This window comes from Nonomuraea sp. NPDC026600 (genome assembly GCF_040638335.1).
Lineage (GTDB): Bacteria > Actinomycetota > Actinomycetes > Streptosporangiales > Streptosporangiaceae > Nonomuraea.
In genome coordinates, this window is sequence record NZ_JBEZYD010000066.1 from 22,404 (window position 1) to 39,563 (window position 17,160).

Here is a 17,160-nt window from a genome sequence, read left to right on the forward strand (position 1 = left end):
TTACCGGAATCTGTGGCGGGGGTCAGTCAGGTGAGAAAGAGGGGTCGTCCGCCGCTGTGCGGACGACCGGAGGAAGCACGGACGCCAGGGGGGCGCGCCGAGCCTCGATACGCGGGTCATAGCAGGACCTCGCGATGTCTCCCATACCTGGCCCGAAGGGGCCGCTGCCACCGCCGTTGGGCACCAGACCATTGGTGTCCAGGATGTCGCTGGCAGTGGAAGAAGGTGGCAGGCCGGGATCGGACTGGCTGTTGAGCCCGTCGACCGTCCGCCCCGCCATCGCCTCGGCGTTGTCCGACGCCGAGACCTTTCCGTCAGCCGTGGGGAAACCGTCCATGATGGACCCGGTGACGGTGTGAGGTGTGCCGGCTGCTGTGGTCGTATCTGCCGCCGTTCCTGCTGCCGCGGTGGAATCCGCGGCCGCCGGAGCGGCGGAGAGCATTCCGAAGAGAACGGCGAGCAGCCATCCCGCGGTCAGCAGGGCGCCGACCGCGACTGCTCGTGCGATGACCTCGCGGGCGCCGGCCGCGAACCGCGCCATCCGGGCGGCCCGATCGGCGATCGCATCCTCTACGGGGATGCTCACGGGCACGCGCCGAGCAGCGAGAGGCATTACCCTCCACTGCCGCACCGGCATGCGTGCCACGTGACCCTCCCTCAAAGCGCTCCAGAACCGACCCCACAGTGTGAGGCCGGTCCATGGACTCACCCCTCAACGATCCGTAACCGTAGCATCACTCAAAGTCGTCGCAAGAGCTTTTCAGCAGTAATCCAGGAAGCGGTCAAGCACCCGCACCCCAAACCGGAGCGAATCAACCGGCACCCGCTCGTCGACCCCATGAAACATCCCGGAGAAGTCCAGGTCGGCAGGCAACTTGAGCGGCGCGAACCCGTACCCTCGGATTCCCAGCCGGCTGAACGACTTGAGGTCCGTCCCTCCGGACATCGTGTACGGCACGGCGCGCCCGGCCGGGTCCTCGGCCAGCAGCGCCTCGACCATGGCGGTCACCAGCGGCCCCTCGAAACCGAACTCCAGCGCCACCTGGTGCTGCACGAACTCCCTCGTGACGTTGGGCCCGAGCAGCTCGTCGATCGTGGCGAAGAACTCCTCCTCGAACCCCGGCAGGAACCGCCCGTCGATCACCGCCGAAGCCGTCTGCGGCACCACGTTCGACTTGTAGCCGGCCTCCAGCATGGTCGGATTGACCGTGTTGCGCAGCCCCGCGCCCAGCATCCTGGCCACAGGGCCCAGCTTGGCGATCGCGACCTCGGGATCGCCGCCGCCCAGTTCGTCCAGGAACCTGCTCATGGTCGGCGTCAGCCGTACCGGCCACTCATGCCGGCCCACGCGCGCCACGGCGTCGGCGAGCTCGGTCACGGCGTTGTCCAGGTTGAGCATCGACCCGTGCCCGGCCCGGCCCTGCGCGGCCACCCGCATCCACGCCATGCCCTTCTCCGCGGCCTCGATCAGGTAGAGCCGGCGATCCGTCCCGATCGACACGCTGAACCCGCCGACCTCCCCGATCGCCTCCGTGACCCCCTCGAACAGCTCCGGATGCTCATCGACCAGGAACTTCGCCCCGTACTCCCCGCCCGCCTCCTCATCGGCGGTGAACATGAGCACCACGTCCCGCCCAGGCCGGCGCCCCTCCCTGAGCCGCTGCCGCACGACCGCCAGGATCATCGCGTCCATGTCCTTCATGTCCACGGCCCCGCGCCCCCAGACGCACCCGTCGACCACTTCCGCCGAGAGCGGATGATGCTGCCAATCCCCCGCGTCGAACGGCACCACGTCGAGATGCCCGTGCAGCAGCAGCGCGTCACGCCCTGGATCGGTGCCCTCGATGCGCGCGACGACGTTCGCCCGGCGGTCGTCACTCTCCAGGATCGTCGCCTCAAGCCCCACTTCGGCGAGCTTCGCCGCGACGTACTCGGCCGCCGCCCTCTCCCCGGGCCCCGCGTTGTCACCGGCGTTGGTCGAATCGATGCGGATCAGATCACAGCACAGCTCGACGACCTCGTCCTCGGCCATGACGGCTCCTTCGCTCGGGTACGAATTCCCGTCTCATCCTCCCGCCGGAATCCTGGTATGACGCACCCCTCAGAGTTTGCTAACCTTACGGAGCCGACGCGGGATGACGGTCTCGCGTGCAGGCACCAAGTCCGGGTGGCGGAATAGGCAGACGCGCTAGCTTGAGGTGCTAGTGCCCTTTGCGGGGCATGGGGGTTCAAGTCCCCCCTCGGACACAATTTGATACATGATCGCCTGAGCTGAGCTCTGGCGATCAATTTTTTTTGGGCCGGGTCATAAGGCCGAGTTGCTCGTACACATCAGCCTTGTCCTGTGGATCGGCGCTGTGGAGCAGTTTTCGAAGGTCGCCGTGCTCGGTAGCCATGGCAGCGATCTCCTCCCCGGTAAGTCTTTTAGGAACCTTGGCGATCGCCTGGTCCAGGCGCATCTGCTCGACCTTTCGCCTGGCTTCTGTCTCGGTGATCCAGCCGGCCACCACCACCGGGTCGGTCCCGGCATCAAGAGCTGCGCGACAGCCCACCGGCTTGCGCTCACACTCGGTGACGGATCGGCCTGCGTCCGCGAGCCGGGGCGAGCTCTCCAAAGCGGACATGACCGCGAGTCAGGTGAGAGCGGCTGGAGTCAGGCGCTCGCCACAACCCTGGAGATAACAAATTGATAACGCACGGGGTATGGGTCCGCTAGAGTTCGTCTCGGAAACCGCCTTCCGTCGCTATGCCTTCCGTCGCGCGATCCATGACCTGACCTGTCCCCAGCGTCAGCTCGTGCGCCGGCCTCTTCTCGGTGGCATGGGTATCGCTCTGTCTCCTGCGAAGGCGGAACCCACGTTGAGCAATCCCTCCACTCCCGAGGACGAGAGTTCGCTCGTCGTCACAGAACGGGCCGAAGTCGCCGACGGTGTCGCCTGCTTGACGCTTCGTCGCCCGGATGGCGAGCCGCTCCCGAAGTGGCAGCCTGGTGCCCACATCGGCCTGCTGCTCGACAACGGCCTGGTCCGGCATTACTCGCTGTGCGGCGACCCCGGAGACCGTTCGTCGTGGCGCATCGGCGTGCTGCGCGTCCCGGACAGCCGCGGCGGCTCGGCCTATGTGCACGGCAAGCTCCACGCCGGCACGCCGCTGCGGGTCCGGGGACCGCGCAACACCTTCGTCCTGCGGCCGGCCGATCGCTACCTGTTCGTGGCGGGTGGCATCGGCATCACTCCGGTGCTGCCGATGATCGCCGCGGCAGAGGCCGCCGGGGCGCGGTGGCGGCTGCTGTACGGCGGCCGGACGCGCTCCTCGATGGCCTTCCTGGACGAACTGGCCGGGTACGGGGCAGCCGTGGCCATCCGTCCGCAGGACCAGCACGGTCTGCTCGACCTCGACGGCTATCTCGGCGAGCCGGACACCGACACCCTGGTCTACTGCTGTGGCCCCGAGCCGCTGCTGGCCGCAGTCGAGGAACGATGCCGCGCGTGGCCGTCCGGGGCGCTGCGGGTGGAGCGGTTCCAGGCCAAGGAGCAGGAGGAGACGGCGGCGGACGCCGGTGCGTTCGAGGTGGTCCTGTCCCGGTCCGGGCGCACCCTTCACGTGCCGCCAGGCAAGAGCGTGCTGGAAGCGGCGCGAGAGGCTGGGGTCTCCGTGCTCTACTCCTGCGCCGAAGGCATCTGCGGCACCTGCGAGACAGAGGTACTGAAGGGCGAGCCCGACCACCGCGACTCTGTACTCAGCACGGAAGAGCGGGAGTCCGGCGAGACGATGATGATCTGCGTCTCCCGCTCCCGCGGCCCCAGGCTGGTCCTCGATCTGTGACGGCTCTGTCGCCCTTGACCGCTGCTTTCCGTGAGAAGTACACCTCTGCGACAGACGAAGCGCACGCTCATGCCCGCCGGAGAATCGGGAGAATTCCATGTCCGTTCCTGAAAGCGTCGACCTGAGTCAGCTCAGCGCCCCGGCCGGGGGCTCCCGGCGGCTGACCGGACACCTGGCCCGGCCCGAGGGTCCGGGGCCCTGGCCCGGTGTGGTCGTCGTGCACGAGGCGCTCGGGGTCGACGACGTCATGCTGCGGCAGGCGCAGCGGCTCGCCCGCGCCGGTTATCTGGCTCTGCTGCCGGATCTGTTCACGGAGGGCGGTGTCGGGCGCTGCCTTGTGCCGACCATGCGGGCGTCGTCGTCCGGCCGCGGCCGGGCGTATCAGGACATCACCGCGGCCCGGACTTTCCTGGCTGAGAGCCCCGACTGCACCGGAGCGGTGGGCATCATCGGCTTCTGCATGGGCGGTGCCTTCGCCTTGATGTCCGCGGGGAGCGGCAGTTTCGACGCGGCCTCCGCCAACTACGGCATGCTCCCCAGGAACCTGGACGAGACCCTGGCCGGGGCTTGCCCCGTCGTCGCGAGCTACGGCGGACGGGACCGAATGCTCAAGGGAGCCGCGGCAAAGCTGGATTCGGCGCTTGGGCGGCTCGGCATCGTGCACGACGTGAAGGAGTACCCGCAGGCCGGGCACGCCTTCCTGAACGACGCGGAAGTCGGCCCGCGCCTGCTGCGGCCGCTGTTCCGCGTGACCGGCATGGGCCCGCACCCAGAAGCGGCCGCCGATGCGTGGCAGCGCATCGAGACCTTCTTCGACACCCATCTCAAGCCGCCATCGACTGCCCGGTGATGTACGGCATGTGCCCGTACCCCCGAAGTCCTCGGCACCATCACATCGAGCGCTCGATCGCCGGGCGCTCCCCTCCCATGAGAGTGGAGTTCATGAGCACCACCCAGGCAGAGCAAGGCACCCCGGCGGCGGACGCGGAGAAAGGCTGGCACGTCGACGACCGCTGTCTGAACTGCAACATCGCCCGTCAGCTCGCCCCCGGCATGATCGCCTACAAGGAGGGCGGAGAGTACGGCGGCCTGTCGACCGTCATCCGTCAGCCGGAGACCGAGGCGGATGTCGCGAAGTTGTACATGGCCGCGCACGCCTGCCCGACCCGTTCCCTCCACCCACCGGCCGACGACTTGGACGCGAGCTCGGACCCGTACCCGAAGGCCCTGGATGAGGAGGCGATCGTCCTGCTGTGCGGGCATGCCTCCCCGCAGACCTACGGTGCCACCTCCTACCTCCTGCGCCGTCCCGACAGCACCGCGATGATGATCGACACCCCTCGCTGGAGGCCCGCACTCGCCCGCCGCTACGAGGAGAAGGCCGGGAAGATCACCGACGTGCTGATCACCCACCTCGATCACGTCGCGCACGCGCGCAAGTACGCCGACGCCTTCGGCGCCAGGCTGTGGATCCACGAGGGGGACCTGCACTCCCTGCCCGACGCCGACCACATCATCCGCGGCACGGACCCGGTCGAGATCGGCCCCGGCGTCATCGCCCACCCCTTCCCCGGACACACCGAAGGCAGCACGCTCTTCATCGCCGACGAGAAGTACTGCTTCACCGGCGACGCGTTCTTCTGGTCGAACTCCCAGCAGACCCTGGAAGTGGCTCACAGCGTCGTCTACGACTCGATCAAGACCCTTGCCGGGTCGGTGGCCCGCGGGGCCGAGGAGCTGACCTTCGAGTGGGTACTGCCAGGTCACGGCGATCTGCATTACCTCCCCGCGGAGGAGGTCGACTACGGGGCGGTCCGCTACTGACGGGCTGAACGCGGAGCATCCCCACCGGGCCCAGGAGCGATCGCGAGAAGCGCCCCTGGGCCCGCCCACCGCGGCGGTCGGGCCGGCGCGCGACCGGACCCACCCCATCACGAGGCTGGCTGAGCGATGTCTGACATACCAACACCCGAACCCAGGACTGGCCGCACCCGCTCCTGGGCCGCGCTGGCCGCCCTGTCCCTGGGGCTCTTCATGATCGTGGTGGACACCTCGATCGTGTCCGTGGCCGTACCGACCATGGTCCGCAGCCTGAACACCGGGCTCAACTCCGTCGTGTAGGTGGCCAGCGCCTACCTGCTCAGCTACGCCGTGCCCATGCTGTTCACCAGCCGCCTCGGCGACCGCTACGGCCTCAGGAGGGTGTTCCTCACGGGACTCGCGGTCTTCACCGCCGCCTCCCTCGCCTGCGCCCTCTCCGCCACCGTCGAGACGCTGATCGCCGCCCGCGGCGCGCAGGGACTGGGCGCGGCGCTGCTGACCCCGCAGACCCTGACGCTCATCACTCACCTGTTCCGCGACCACAACCGCGGCCGGGCGATGGGCATCCTGGGCGGGGCCGCCGGCCTGGCCACCGTCACCGGCCCTCTCCTCGGCGGCATCCTGGTGGACACCCTCGGCTGGCAGTGGATCTTCTACGTCAACGTCCTCGTCGGCCTCGCGACGCTTGCCCTGAGCCTGCTGGCGATCCCGGACTGGCGGCCAGGCCACGCACACCGCTTCGACGCACCCGGCATCCTGCTCTCCGCCGCCGGGCTGTTCCTGATCGTGTTCGGCATCCAGAACGGCAAGCAGTACGACTGGGGCGAAATCCTCGGCCCCATCACCGTGATCGAGATCATTGCCGCCGGGGCTGCGCTGCTCGTCGCCTTCGTGGTCTGGCAGCGCGTCAACCGCAACGAGCCCCTGGTGCCCCTGCGCGTCTTCGGCGACCGGAACTTCTCCGCAGGCACCCTCACCACCACAGCCCTCGGCTTCGCGATGACCGGCATGTTCCTGCCGCTGGTCATCTACTTGCAGTCCGCGCTCGGCCTGTCGCCCACCGAAGCCGGCCTGCTCACCGCGCCGATGGCGCTGGTGTCCGGGCTGATGGCCCCGTTCATCGGCCACCTCTCGGACCGAGTGAACGCCAAGTACCTGGTGATGTCCGGACTGTTCGGCATGGCGCTCGGCCTGGGCCTCATCGCGCTCCAGGCTTCCGCGGACATCCCACCGTGGCAGCTGATCCCCGGCCTGCTGGTGTGCGGGCTCGGCATGGGCTTCGTCCTCGTCCCCGTCAACACCATCGCCATGGGCTCCGTTCGGCCCGAACAGCGCGGCGCCGCCTCCGGCATCTTCTTCACGGCCCGTCAGATGGGCGCGGTCGCGGGCAGCGCCACCATCGGCGTACTGCTCCAGACACGCATCGCGGCATCCGTGGCCGACGAGGCGAAGACCGCGGCCAAGCAGTTGCCGGCCGTCAACCGGCCGGATTTCCTGGAGGGCATGCGCCGAGCCGCCGAGACCAGCCAAGGAAGTCCCGGCCACACCGCCGACACTTCCCTGACCCTGCCCGCGCACCTGGCCCACCTGGGGCAGCAACTCGCCGAACAGGCTGTACGGAACGGCCTCACCCAGGCCGCGAGGGAGACCCTGCTTCCGCTGATAGCCGTCCTTCTCCTGAGCACTCTGGCGGCTAACGCGATGCGCCGCAAGAACCCACGTCCGGACACTCCCGAGCCTGCCGACGATGCAACTGCTGTGCCCGTGGACCTCAGGGCCTCGCTTGATCATCGAACGGGGGCAACCGGTCGAGGGTGAGGTCGGCTCAGGAGCCGTAGTGCTCAAGATGAGACCGCCCGGGCACATGTGCGCGCCCGGGCGGACCTCGCGTCGTCAGAGCCTGTCGACGATCTTCTGCAACTGCTCGACCTCGGCCTGCTGGGCGGTCTCGATGGTCTTGGCCAGCTCCTTGGCCTTCGGGTTCGAGCCGCTGGTCTGCTCGGTCTCGGCCATCTCGATCGCACCCTTGTGGTGGGCGATCATCTGCTCGGCGAACAGCTTGTCGAACGCCTTGCCCTTGGCCGCCTCCAGCTTCGTCATGTCCTCCTCGGACATGACGCCCGGCATGGCGTGTCCCATACCGCCCTCGGGCGCGGACTTGCCCCAGTCGGTGAGCCAGCCCTTCATGGTCTGGATCTCCGGGTCCTGGGCCGCCTTGATCTTGGTTGCCAGTTCCTTGACCTCGGCGTCGGTGCCGCGCGTCGAGGCCATGTCGGCCATGTCGACCGCCTGTTCGTGGTGCGGGATCATCATCTGCGCGAACATCACGTCCGCATCGTTGAACGTCGCCGACTCCGATGGCTGGGCGCTGGTCGTGACGGCGGCCGGGGCGTTGCCGCTCGCCATCTCGTCGTGCCCGGCCGAGTCGCCGTCGGAGCCGCTGCTGCCGCATGCGGTGAGCAGGGCGAGTGCGCCTGCGGCGACGGCGTACGAAATCTTGTGCATGATTGTCTGATCTCTCGGTTGGTTGGGACCTCCGGCCTGATCGCGGACAGCCTCGGAGTCCGTCCGCGCGAAGCAGGGGCCTATATGAGCAACATCGAGAGACGTGCAAGGCGCAAGGAGGTGCGCTTGGGCGGCGGCCTGGCGACCTGTTGAACAGGTGAGAGCGACCATGGGTCGCGGAAGGTCCGGCGCCTCGCCTTGATCCAGGCGGCCAGCACCAGCACGATCACGAACGAGGTCAGCACGGCCAGGCACACGCTCGTCGGATCGAGCCCAGGCATGCCGCCTTCGGGAACGAAAGCCCGCATCCCCTCGGGAACGAACTCCCGCACCATGCCCGCGGCCGACGAACCGCCGTGCCCACCCTCGACATGGCCCAGCGTGTGCATCCCGTACACGCCCAAGGCGAGGATGACGAGCAGGAAGCCGCGCACGACCCGCAACGCGAGACGCCGCTCCACGACTCCCACCAGCCTTCCCCCACCGAACTTCTACTAGCGAGCATCGTAGCGGCCTGCCGGGTGCCACTGTGGAGAGTTACGGCACCCGGCAGGCAGCCGTTCAGCAGAAGTACGGTTCAGACGGCGGTCAGCTCGTAGCCGGCCTCTTCGACGGCGTCGCGGAGGCGGGTCTCCTCGGCGGACCCGGCCACGGTGACCGTGCCGCTGGTCAGGTCCACCTCGACGCCGGTGACCCCGTCCACCTTGGCGATCTCCTCCTTGACCTTGCCCGCGCATCCGCCGCAGGTCATGCCGCTCACCTTGTACGTGCTGCTCATGGCATCTCCTCTTATTTCGAAAACTAACCCCTCGGGGGTATTTTGCACCATATACCCCTACTAGGTATAGTCCGCGGCCATGAGAACGCTGAACACCATCGCCGTCGTCGGCGCCTCCCTGGCCGGGCTGCGCGCCGTACAGACGCTCAGGAAGGAAGGCTTCGCCGGCGACATCACCCTGATCGGCGCGGAACACCACCTGCCCTACAACCGCCCGCCCCTGTCCAAGAGCATGCTGAGAGCCGACGACGAGATCACCTTGCCCGGCGCCGAGGACCTCGGCGACCAGTGGCTCAAGGGCCGCCAGGCGGTACGGCTGAACGCGGCCGGCCGGCGACTCACCCTGGACGACGGCTCAGAGATCGGCTACGACGGGCTCATCATCGCCACCGGCGCCCGCCCCCGACGCCTTCCCTCCCACCCCGAGGGCGTCCACACGCTGCGCACCGTCGAGGACTCCTTGGCCCTGCGCGCCGAACTGCGAGCCGGACACGAGCACGTGGTCGTCATCGGCGGCGGTTTCATCGGCGGCGAGGTCGCCTCGACCGCCCGCGCCCTCGGCCACGACGTCACCCTTGTCGACGCCTCCCCGTACCCCATGACGAACGTCCTGGGCGCCGAGGCCGCCCGCTGGCTCGCCCACCACCACCGGGACAACGGCGTCGACCTGGTCAGCAAGACCCGCGTCACCGGCTTCGAGGTCGACGGCCGGGTGACAGGCGTGCGGTTGAGCGACGGCCGTACGCTCCCTGCCGACCTGGTCATCGCGGGCATGGGCGTGATCCCGAACACCGGCTGGTTGGAGAGCAGCGGCCTGACGCTGAGCGACGGCGTGGTGTGCGACGAGACCTTGTTCGCCGCCCCGAACATGGTCGCGGCGGGCGACGTCGCGCGCTGGCCGCACACCCTGTTCGGCGGCGAACTCGTACGCGTCGAGCACTGGGCGAACGCCAGCGACCAGGGCGCTCTCGCCGCACTCAACCTGCTCGCAGGCCCGGAGAACGCCAAGCCCTATGCCGACCTGCCCTCCTTCGCCACCCACATGCACGGCGCCCGCATCCAGACCGCCGGACTGCCGCACCTTGCCGACGCATCACACATCGTGACCGGATCACCCGGAGAGGACCGCTTCGCGATCGCCTTCGCCAGGAACGGCGTGCTCGTCGGCGCGGTCGCCGTGAACGCCCCCAAGGACCTGATCCGTCTCAAGCGCGCCACCGCGGCGGCCGACCGGCTGGACTCTCTCACGTGACCCGTGGGCGCAATCTACGATCCTCGGTAGCATGAGACGGACCGCAGATAGAGGAGACCGTCTGATGGTGCGCGGCCTGGGACAGCTGGAGTCCACGATCATGGACCGCATGTGGGCCGTCAAGGAGCCGGCCTCGGTCCGAGACGTCCTCGAACACCTGCTTGAAGATCGCACTCTCGCCTACACGACCGTGATGACCGTGATGGACAAGCTCCACACCAAGGGGCTGCTCAAGCGCAAGCCGGTCGGCCGGGCCTACGTCTACGAAGCCGTGTCGTCGAAGGAGGCCTACACCGCCGACGTGATGCGCGATTCACTGGCCAGGAGCGGCAACCAGGCTGCCACGTTGGTGCACTTCCTCGAACGGCTCAGCCCCGAGGAGACCAGCGCGCTGGAGACGGCTCTTCAGGTCTACCCGCGAGCGAGGCGCAGCTCATGACGGTGGCGGTCATCCTCGCGCTGTACGGGATTTCCGCGGCCGCGCTCCTGCCGAAGCTGCTGGCCCGGGCCGCCTGGGCCGACCGGGCGCCGAGACTGGCGATCGCGATGTGGCAGGCGGCGAGCGCGTCCGTGGTCGCCTCGGCGCTGCTGTCAGCGTTCGCCGCGGCCGTGCCCGCCTCCGTGGTGGGGCACGGGCTGGCAGGGCTGTTCGAGGCCTGCGCCATGCTGCTGAACGACGGGGCGACCCTCAGCACCACCAGCACCCGCGTCAGCGTCGCCGTCAGCGGGCTCCTCTTGGCACGCCTGACGTACGCGGGTGCGGCGGTCCTGCTCGGCACCCGCAGGGAACGCCGGCGGCACGCCAACGCGCTCGCCCTCCTGGGCCGCCACGACCGTGATCTGGATGCGGTTGTGGTCGACTACGACGAGCGCCTGGCGTACTGCCTTCCTGGAAGAAACGGGCACGCCGTCATCACCACCGGCGCGCTGCGATCACTGGCCCCCGAGCAGGTCGCCGCCGTGCTCGCCCACGAACAGGCCCACCTGCGCGGACACCACCACCTGGTGCTGGCCGCCGCCGACACCTTGACCCGGGCCTTCCCCGGTGTACCACTGTTCGCGCGGGCGCGGACAGAGATCGCCCGGCTGGTCGAACTGCTGGCCGACGACGTCGCGGCCCGCCGCCACCCGCGTGTCCACATCGCCGCCGCGCTGGTGCGGCTCGCGACGGGCGAGGCGCCCGCGTTCGCGCTGGGTGCCGGCGGCGCGACGGCGCTGGCCCGGGTACGCCGGATGCTGGGTCCGCACGCCCCGCTCGACCGCTGGGAACGTCTGGCGGGGATGCTCTCGGTGACACTGCTGCTCGCGGGCCCCACCGCGTTGGCATTGGTGCCGGGAGTGAGCGCGTTCCTCGCCCACCACTGCCACGAGTTCCTCTCCCTCTGACCGCCGGGCACCACGGGCTCTTCAAGGTCACCTCCCCCACCGCTCTCACCCGCGTCGCCGACCGAAACCAGGACCACATGGGCTTCACCATCACCGGCCCGAATTCCTTCCTGGCCAGCGGCCACCCCTCCGCCGAGAACGTCTCACCGGATCGCCCGCCGCACCTCGGCCTCATCCGCTCCACCGACGCGGGCACCACCTGGAAGACGATCTCGCAGGACGGCACCGCCGACTTCCACTCGATCCAGCTCGCAGGCGAGAACCTGTACGCCTTCGACAGCCAGACCTCGAAGGTCTGGCGCAGCGTGGACGGCGGCGCCACCTGGACCGCGACCGGCAAGCTCCCCGGCCAGGCCGCCGCCTTCACCGCCGTGGACCGCCGGCGACTGCTGGCCGCCCTGGACAACGGCACCGTCCTGGAGTCCAAGGACGGCGGCAGAACCTTCGTCACGGCCTACACCCCCGCGCGCTGAACACGCACAGCATGATCCCGGCAAGGAGTGCGGCACCGCGGTCCTGGACGTCAGCGGTCTGTAGTGGGCAACGGAGCAACACGTCGTCGCGCGACTGGGTGATCGAATGCGGGTACCGGCTTCGCCCCTATGAGAGATAGTACCGACCGCTCCCAGCAAAAAAAGCTGCGAACAGGCCAGCAGCCCCGTTCACTTCTGTACTCTTACGCCCCAGGTTAGATAGTTACGAGGAGGCATCGTAGTGGCCGTGCCGACAAGGCTTGGGCGGATGGCAGTGGTTGTGGCGCTGGCGCTGGTGGCATTGATCTCCAGCCCAGGCAGCGCCCTCGCCGCGCCGACGCCCACTCCACAGGCCAAGGCCAAAGCCAGAGCGAAGCTGGTGAAGCTCAACGAACGGGCCGACAAGGTGGTCGAGCAGTACAACCAGGCCACCGAGAGCTACACGAAGGCCAAGGGGAAGTACGACGCCCTCAACGCCGAGGTCGGTCGCAAGGGCGTGCAAGCCGACGCCCTGCGCAGGGACCTCGTGGCGGTGGCGGTGAACAACTACCAGTTCGGCGAGTTCGCGGGCTGGCAGAGGTTTGTCGTCGAGGGCGCCCCTGAGACGACGCTGAGCGGCATGGCCTCACTCGACCAGATGACGCAGGCCAGGGTGGCGAAACTACGCGCCTATGAGGCGACCACCAAGGACCTGCGCGATCGGCGCAATGACGCCAAGACCGTCCTGGCCGAGGCCGACGACGCGCGCGACAAGGTACGCGGGGAGAAGACGGAAGTCGAGAAGCTGGTCGCCGAACAGACCAAGATCCTGCGCAAGCTGGGCGCCTTCCAGTCCGGCGACCCCAACAGCACGGGCATCAAGTACACCGGCCCGGCCTCCGGTAACGCCCGCATCGCGCTCCAGTTCGCCTTCGCCCAGGTGGGCAAGCCCTACCAATGGGGCGGCACGGGACCGAACTCCTATGACTGCTCCGGCCTCACCCAGGCCGCCTGGCGTACCGCGGGGGTCGAGTTGACTCGCACGACCTACACCCAGTGGAGCTGGGGCGCCAGCCGTCGCGTGGGGCTGGACGAGCTGCAGCCCGGAGACCTGCTCTTCAGCAAGGGGCTGGGACACATGGGCATGTACGCGGGAGACGGGAAAATGGTCCACGCGCCGCAGACCGGAGACGTCATCAAGGTGGTCGACCTCGACGACTACTGGCGCGCCCGCCTGCTCGGCGCGATCCGCCCCTGACCTCACCGTGCCGCCCTCCGCACTGTCCGGCGGGCAGCAGCAGGGCGCGGCCATCGCTCGCGCCCTGGCCAACGACCCGGCCGTGCTGCTCGCCGACGAACCGCCGCGCCTGGCGCCTGACGGTCCGGGAGATCCTCGCCTACGAACAGGCATGTTCTCGTCTGGCCTCACTCGCCGCCCGGAGGAGCCGGTTCCGCGAATCGCTGACCGAGAATGTCGGTATTTCTAGCCATAATGGGTTGAATATGAAGCCGAAAATTGAGCTGTTCTGGCCGGTCAGCGCCGATGAAGCCCTCCGCGCCGAGATCCACAGAGTCTTGCGAGCCGTCGTCGAATCGGGAGGCGCGGTCGGCTATCTGGAGCCACCCGGCCGAGACGAGGCCGACGCCTGGCTGGCCGGCGTGCTCGATGCCGTACGACGCGACGATGCGGCCTTGGCGCTGGCCCTTGTGGACGGACAGGTGGAAGGAATGGGGCTCTGGATGCGTGGGTCGGCGCCGATCTTCACGCGCTCCGCCGAGATAGGGAAGATCATGGCGCACCCCTCGGCGAGAGGACTCGGACTGGGCCGGTTGATCGTGAGCGCACTCATCGAGCACGCACGACAGGCCGGCATCGAAACCCTGACGCTGGGAGCGCGCGGCAACAACCTCGGCGCGATCGAGCTCTACGAGCGACTCGGCTTCCGCGAGTGGGGCAGATTGCCCAACGTCATCGAGGTAGGTGACCTTCGCTTCGACGATGTCCGGATGTACCTGGAGCTGGGACGAGACGCCAAGGTCGTCCTGCATGGTTCACAGGCGGGTGGACCTGGCTCCTCACCCCGCCGGCAAGCAAGGACCTGACGAAGACCCGTGGGCCGGCGTTCCCGCAGGTGGTGCGCCGACCCGTCGGGGTGACCGGCCGTCGGTCAGGCGTCGGCCAGGCGGGTGCCGTCGTCGATCAGGCGGACGGCGCGGCCGGTGGCGGCCGAGCGGGTGGCCGCGGCTCCCACCAGCACACTGCGGATGCCGTCGCGGTACCCGGCCGGGCGGCCCAGCGGGTCGTCGCCGGGGCCGCGGAAGACGTCGTCCAGCAGCAGCCGGTCGCCGCCGCCGTGACCGCCCGCGCCCTGCTCGATCGGGATCTCCTCGCGCTCCTGCCAGTGCCGGTGCAGGGTGAGCCGCTCCCAGGCTCCGGCCGCGTGCTGCTTGGTGGCGGCGCTCGGGTCGATCGCGGCGTGCGGCGGCGTCCACGATCGCTCGCAGACCTCCAGCTCGACGCGTCCGGCCGTGCCGTTGAAGACGACCCGGTAGCCCTCGAAGGGGGCGTGCGCGGTGAGGGAGTAGGTGAGCATGGCCCGGTTCGCGTAGCGGACGAGGACTGACATGTTGTCGTCGATGGTCACGCCTGGCCCGAAGACGTCCTGGTCGCGGATGTAGCCGTCCTCGTGCTCGGCGTCCAGGTAGAGGCGCTTGAGCCGCTCGTCGGTGGAGATGTCGAGGATGAAGGGGTCGGTGCCCAGGCCGGGCGCGCCCTGGCCGCGGTCGGGGCGCGGGCCTCGGGGCAGGGCCTGGCCGTAGAAGCGCAGGTCGGTCTGGGCGAAGACGAGTTCGGGTGCCGCTGCGAGCCACCAGTTGACCAGGTCGAAGTGGTGGGTGGACTTGTGGACGAGCAGGCCGCCTGAGTTGACCTTGTCGCGGTGCCAGCGGCGGAAGTAGTCGGCGCCGTGGATGGTGTCGAGCGCCCACTCGAAGTGGACCGAGGTGACCTCACCGATCTCGCCCGCGCTGATCAGCCGTTTCACCGCCGAGTTGCGCGGCGAGTAGCGGTAGTTGAAGGTCACCACCAGCTTGCCCGGGTTGCGCTCGGCGGCGGAGGCGATGGCCTCGCAGCCCTCGGCGTCCACCGTGAGAGGTTTCTCCACGATGACGTCGAGCCCCGCATCAAGGGCTGCGACGACGTAGCGGGCGTGCGTCGCGTCCACCGTGGTGACCACGACGGCGTCGGCCAGCTCCAGCAGCTTGCCGAACTCGTCCGGACGGAAGCGGGGCACCTCGCCGCCGATGCGCTCGGCGTAGTAGTCCATGCGGGTCTGGTTGGTGTCGCAGAGGCCGACGATCGTACCGGTGTCCCGCCAGTCGCCCAGCAGGGCGTCGACGTACATCCGGGCGCGGTGACCAAGGCCGACGAAGGCGTACCTGGTGCTCAACTTCTCTCCCCGAGTAGAAATGACGGGCCGGAGCCGCTGACGGCCCCGGCCCCGCGGTACCGGCCTCAGCCGGCGAGGGCGGCGTTGGCCTCGGTCAGGAACTTCTGCGCGGCGGCGTCCGGTGTCGTCTTGGCGAAGACGACCTCCTCGGTGACGCGCTTGAGGATGTCGTCCACCTGGAGGGCGCCCTTCGGCGGAGCGGCGATCGGGCTCAGCTCGCTCCTGACCTCGTCGATGAAGGCCAGTGTCTTCTGGTCGACGGCCGGCAGCTTGTCCTTGACGGCCGCGAGCACCTTGGCGTTGATCGGCAGGCCGCGGTCGCTCAGCAGGATCGAGGCCGCGTCCGGGTCGTTGGTCATGAAGTCGATGAACTTGGCGGCTTCCGCGGGGTGCTCGGACTTGGCGGCGACCGTGTAGAACATCGACGGCTGCAGGAACATGCCGCTGGTGGTCGCCTCCTTCGTCTTGGGCATGCGCAGCAGGGTCAGCTCCTGACCGGACGCCTTGGACAGGCCGCCGAGCTGGTTGCTCCACCACATGCCCGTCGCACCCGTGTTGGTGCCCAGCGGCGACTGTTCGACCCCGCCCGCGATCAGCTCGGAGCTCTTGGCCGCGTCAGGCGAGGCCTTGGTCTGGATGAGCTGCTGGTGGATGCCCCACCAAGCCTTCAGCGTGTCAGGCGAGACGCCCAGCTTCTTACCGTCGTAGAGCTTCTCGCCACGCTGGGCCGCGAAGATCTGCAGCCAGGCGGGGTTGTAGTTGTACTCGGCTCCGGTGAGGCCGGTGCCGCTCGCGCTGATCTGCTTGGCCAGGTTGATCCAGTCGTCCCAGGTCCAGCTCTTGTCGTCGGGCACCTTCTGCTTGGCCTTCTCGATCGTCGCCTTGTTGACGAGCATGGAGAAGGCGTTGACGCCGGAGGGAATGGCGTACTGCTTGCCGTCGATGTTGCCGGCGGCGAGCGCCTGCTGGTCGAAGTCGGTCGTGGTCACCTTGCCCGCCATGTCGGCCAGGGCGCCGCGTCCGGCGTACTCGCCCAAACCGCGGATCTCGATGCTCATGACGTCGGGGGCGTCGTTCGCCGCGACCTTGGTGGCGAGTTTCTCGTAGTAGTTGGCGAAGTCAGAGAAGTCGCCCTCGACGTTGATGGTCGGGTTCTTCTCCTCGAACTTCTTGATCACCTGTTCGGTGAGCTTCTGCCGGGAGTCGCTGCCCCAGTACGAGAAGCGGAGTTCGACCTTGTCTCCGGCGGCCTTGTCGCCGCTGTCGCCGCAGGCGGCGACCGACGTCAGCACGGTGGCCGAGAGCAGGGCAACCGTCCACATCTTCCTAGGCTTCACGGCTCTACCTCCTGGTTGAGAGTTGCGGGGGGTGTTACTTCAGGCCGGTGGTCGCCACACCACGGATCAGGTACTTCTGGCCGGCCAGGAAGAATCCGAAGATCGGCCCCAGTGACACGATCGACATCGCGAACATCGGCCCCCACGAGGACTCACCGCTGGAGTCGAGGAACTGGCGCAGCGCGACGGCGACCGTGAGGTTGTCGGAGTTCGTGAGGTAAAGGTTCTGACTGAAGAAGTCATTCCAGGTCCAGATGAAGGTGAAGATGCCGGTTGTGGCGAGGGCCGGGGTGCAGAGCGGGAGGATCACCTGGAGGAAGATCCGCCAGTAGCCCGCGCCGTCGATGGAGGCGGC

The 17,160-nt window shown here is 68.5% G+C and carries 20 protein-coding genes, 1 tRNA gene and 1 pseudogene; 13 read left to right on the forward strand and 9 right to left on the reverse strand.

Features of this window, described 5'->3' with window-relative positions:
• Positions 1 to 22: 22 nt before the first annotated feature.
• Together AB0F17_RS63560 and AB0F17_RS63565 are read right to left on the reverse strand one after the other, a co-directional pair.
• The gene (locus AB0F17_RS63560) at positions 23 to 586 is read right to left on the reverse strand and encodes a hypothetical protein (protein ID WP_358046420.1); all 564 of its coding nucleotides are present in this window, start codon (positions 584 to 586) and stop codon (positions 23 to 25) included.
• Between the two features lie 174 nt (positions 587 to 760).
• Positions 761 to 2,032, reverse strand: a complete 1,272-nt coding sequence (locus AB0F17_RS63565) for a M20/M25/M40 family metallo-hydrolase (RefSeq protein WP_358046423.1) — start codon at positions 2,030 to 2,032, stop codon at positions 761 to 763.
• A 129-nt stretch (positions 2,033 to 2,161) separates the two neighbouring features.
• On the opposite strand from AB0F17_RS63565, the gene AB0F17_RS63570 reads away from it, so the two are divergent.
• Positions 2,162 to 2,247 (forward strand) — tRNA-Leu (locus AB0F17_RS63570).
• A gap of 38 nt (positions 2,248 to 2,285) precedes the next feature.
• On the opposite strand, the gene AB0F17_RS63575 is transcribed toward AB0F17_RS63570, so the two are convergent.
• On the reverse strand, positions 2,286 to 2,624 hold the full coding sequence (locus AB0F17_RS63575) for a hypothetical protein (protein ID WP_358046426.1): 339 nt from the start codon (positions 2,622 to 2,624) through the stop codon (positions 2,286 to 2,288).
• Positions 2,625 to 2,820: 196 nt separating this feature from the next.
• Between AB0F17_RS63575 and AB0F17_RS63580 the strand changes: the two genes are divergently transcribed.
• From AB0F17_RS63580 to AB0F17_RS63600, 5 genes are all read left to right on the forward strand, one after another.
• Complete coding sequence (locus AB0F17_RS63580; RefSeq protein WP_358046428.1) at positions 2,821 to 3,825, forward strand: PDR/VanB family oxidoreductase; 1,005 nt, start codon at positions 2,821 to 2,823, stop codon at positions 3,823 to 3,825.
• 97 nt (positions 3,826 to 3,922) lie between these two features.
• Positions 3,923 to 4,675 (forward strand): dienelactone hydrolase family protein, encoded by a 753-nt coding sequence (locus tag AB0F17_RS63585; protein WP_358046431.1) that lies wholly within the window; start codon positions 3,923 to 3,925, stop codon positions 4,673 to 4,675.
• 92 nt (positions 4,676 to 4,767) lie between these two features.
• Entirely contained in the window at positions 4,768 to 5,649 is an 882-nt protein-coding gene (locus AB0F17_RS63590; RefSeq protein ID WP_358046434.1) for an MBL fold metallo-hydrolase, read from the forward strand.
• Positions 5,650 to 5,775: 126 nt separating this feature from the next.
• Positions 5,776 to 5,946, forward strand: coding sequence for a hypothetical protein (locus AB0F17_RS63595; protein ID WP_358046436.1), 171 nt, complete (start codon positions 5,776 to 5,778; stop codon positions 5,944 to 5,946).
• Entirely contained in the window at positions 5,947 to 7,464 is a 1,518-nt protein-coding gene (locus AB0F17_RS63600) for a DHA2 family efflux MFS transporter permease subunit (RefSeq protein ID WP_358046439.1), read from the forward strand.
• A gap of 75 nt (positions 7,465 to 7,539) precedes the next feature.
• Here the strand turns inward: AB0F17_RS63600 and AB0F17_RS63605 are convergent, their stop codons facing one another.
• The 3 genes from AB0F17_RS63605 to AB0F17_RS63615 form a co-directional block, all read right to left on the reverse strand.
• Positions 7,540 to 8,151 carry a DUF305 domain-containing protein gene (locus AB0F17_RS63605; protein ID WP_358046442.1) on the reverse strand — a complete coding sequence of 204 codons (612 nt, stop codon included), beginning with the start codon at positions 8,149 to 8,151 and terminating at the stop codon, positions 7,540 to 7,542.
• A gap of 80 nt (positions 8,152 to 8,231) precedes the next feature.
• Positions 8,232 to 8,612, reverse strand: a complete 381-nt coding sequence (locus AB0F17_RS63610; protein WP_358046444.1) for a hypothetical protein — start codon at positions 8,610 to 8,612, stop codon at positions 8,232 to 8,234.
• A 116-nt stretch (positions 8,613 to 8,728) separates the two neighbouring features.
• Positions 8,729 to 8,929: a heavy metal-associated domain-containing protein gene (locus AB0F17_RS63615; protein ID WP_358046447.1), complete on the reverse strand. Its 201-nt coding sequence runs from the start codon at positions 8,927 to 8,929 to the stop codon at positions 8,729 to 8,731.
• 79 nt (positions 8,930 to 9,008) lie between these two features.
• Between AB0F17_RS63615 and AB0F17_RS63620 the strand changes: the two genes are divergently transcribed.
• From AB0F17_RS63620 to AB0F17_RS63650, 7 genes and pseudogenes are all read left to right on the forward strand, one after another.
• Positions 9,009 to 10,181: an FAD-dependent oxidoreductase gene (locus AB0F17_RS63620; RefSeq protein WP_358046450.1), complete on the forward strand. Its 1,173-nt coding sequence runs from the start codon at positions 9,009 to 9,011 to the stop codon at positions 10,179 to 10,181.
• A gap of 64 nt (positions 10,182 to 10,245) precedes the next feature.
• Complete coding sequence (locus AB0F17_RS63625) at positions 10,246 to 10,620, forward strand: BlaI/MecI/CopY family transcriptional regulator (RefSeq protein ID WP_358046453.1); 375 nt, start codon at positions 10,246 to 10,248, stop codon at positions 10,618 to 10,620.
• Positions 10,617 to 11,567, forward strand: a complete 951-nt coding sequence (locus AB0F17_RS63630) for a M56 family metallopeptidase (RefSeq protein ID WP_358046455.1) — start codon at positions 10,617 to 10,619, stop codon at positions 11,565 to 11,567. Before AB0F17_RS63625 ends, AB0F17_RS63630 begins: the two co-directional genes overlap by 4 nt.
• A 77-nt stretch (positions 11,568 to 11,644) precedes the next feature.
• Positions 11,645 to 12,040: a hypothetical protein gene (locus AB0F17_RS63635; RefSeq protein ID WP_358046458.1), complete on the forward strand. Its 396-nt coding sequence runs from the start codon at positions 11,645 to 11,647 to the stop codon at positions 12,038 to 12,040.
• A 268-nt stretch (positions 12,041 to 12,308) separates the two neighbouring features.
• Positions 12,309 to 13,277: an NlpC/P60 family protein gene (locus AB0F17_RS63640; RefSeq protein ID WP_358046461.1), complete on the forward strand. Its 969-nt coding sequence runs from the start codon at positions 12,309 to 12,311 to the stop codon at positions 13,275 to 13,277.
• A gap of 13 nt (positions 13,278 to 13,290) precedes the next feature.
• Positions 13,291 to 13,377: pseudogene (locus tag AB0F17_RS63645) on the forward strand (ATP-binding cassette domain-containing protein); the annotation flags it as partial.
• 145 nt (positions 13,378 to 13,522) lie between these two features.
• The gene (locus AB0F17_RS63650; protein ID WP_358046463.1) at positions 13,523 to 14,122 is read left to right on the forward strand and encodes a GNAT family N-acetyltransferase; all 600 of its coding nucleotides are present in this window, start codon (positions 13,523 to 13,525) and stop codon (positions 14,120 to 14,122) included.
• 65 nt (positions 14,123 to 14,187) lie between these two features.
• On the opposite strand, the gene AB0F17_RS63655 is transcribed toward AB0F17_RS63650, so the two are convergent.
• From AB0F17_RS63655 to AB0F17_RS63665, 3 genes are all read right to left on the reverse strand, one after another.
• Positions 14,188 to 15,468 carry a Gfo/Idh/MocA family oxidoreductase gene (locus AB0F17_RS63655; protein WP_358046466.1) on the reverse strand — a complete coding sequence of 427 codons (1,281 nt, stop codon included), beginning with the start codon at positions 15,466 to 15,468 and terminating at the stop codon, positions 14,188 to 14,190.
• Positions 15,469 to 15,533: 65 nt separating this feature from the next.
• Positions 15,534 to 16,805, reverse strand: a complete 1,272-nt coding sequence (locus tag AB0F17_RS63660) for an extracellular solute-binding protein (protein WP_358046469.1) — start codon at positions 16,803 to 16,805, stop codon at positions 15,534 to 15,536.
• 34 nt (positions 16,806 to 16,839) lie between these two features.
• Positions 16,840 to 17,160 (reverse strand): ABC transporter permease subunit (locus tag AB0F17_RS63665; protein WP_358046472.1); only part of this gene is annotated, 321 nt, incomplete at its 5' end.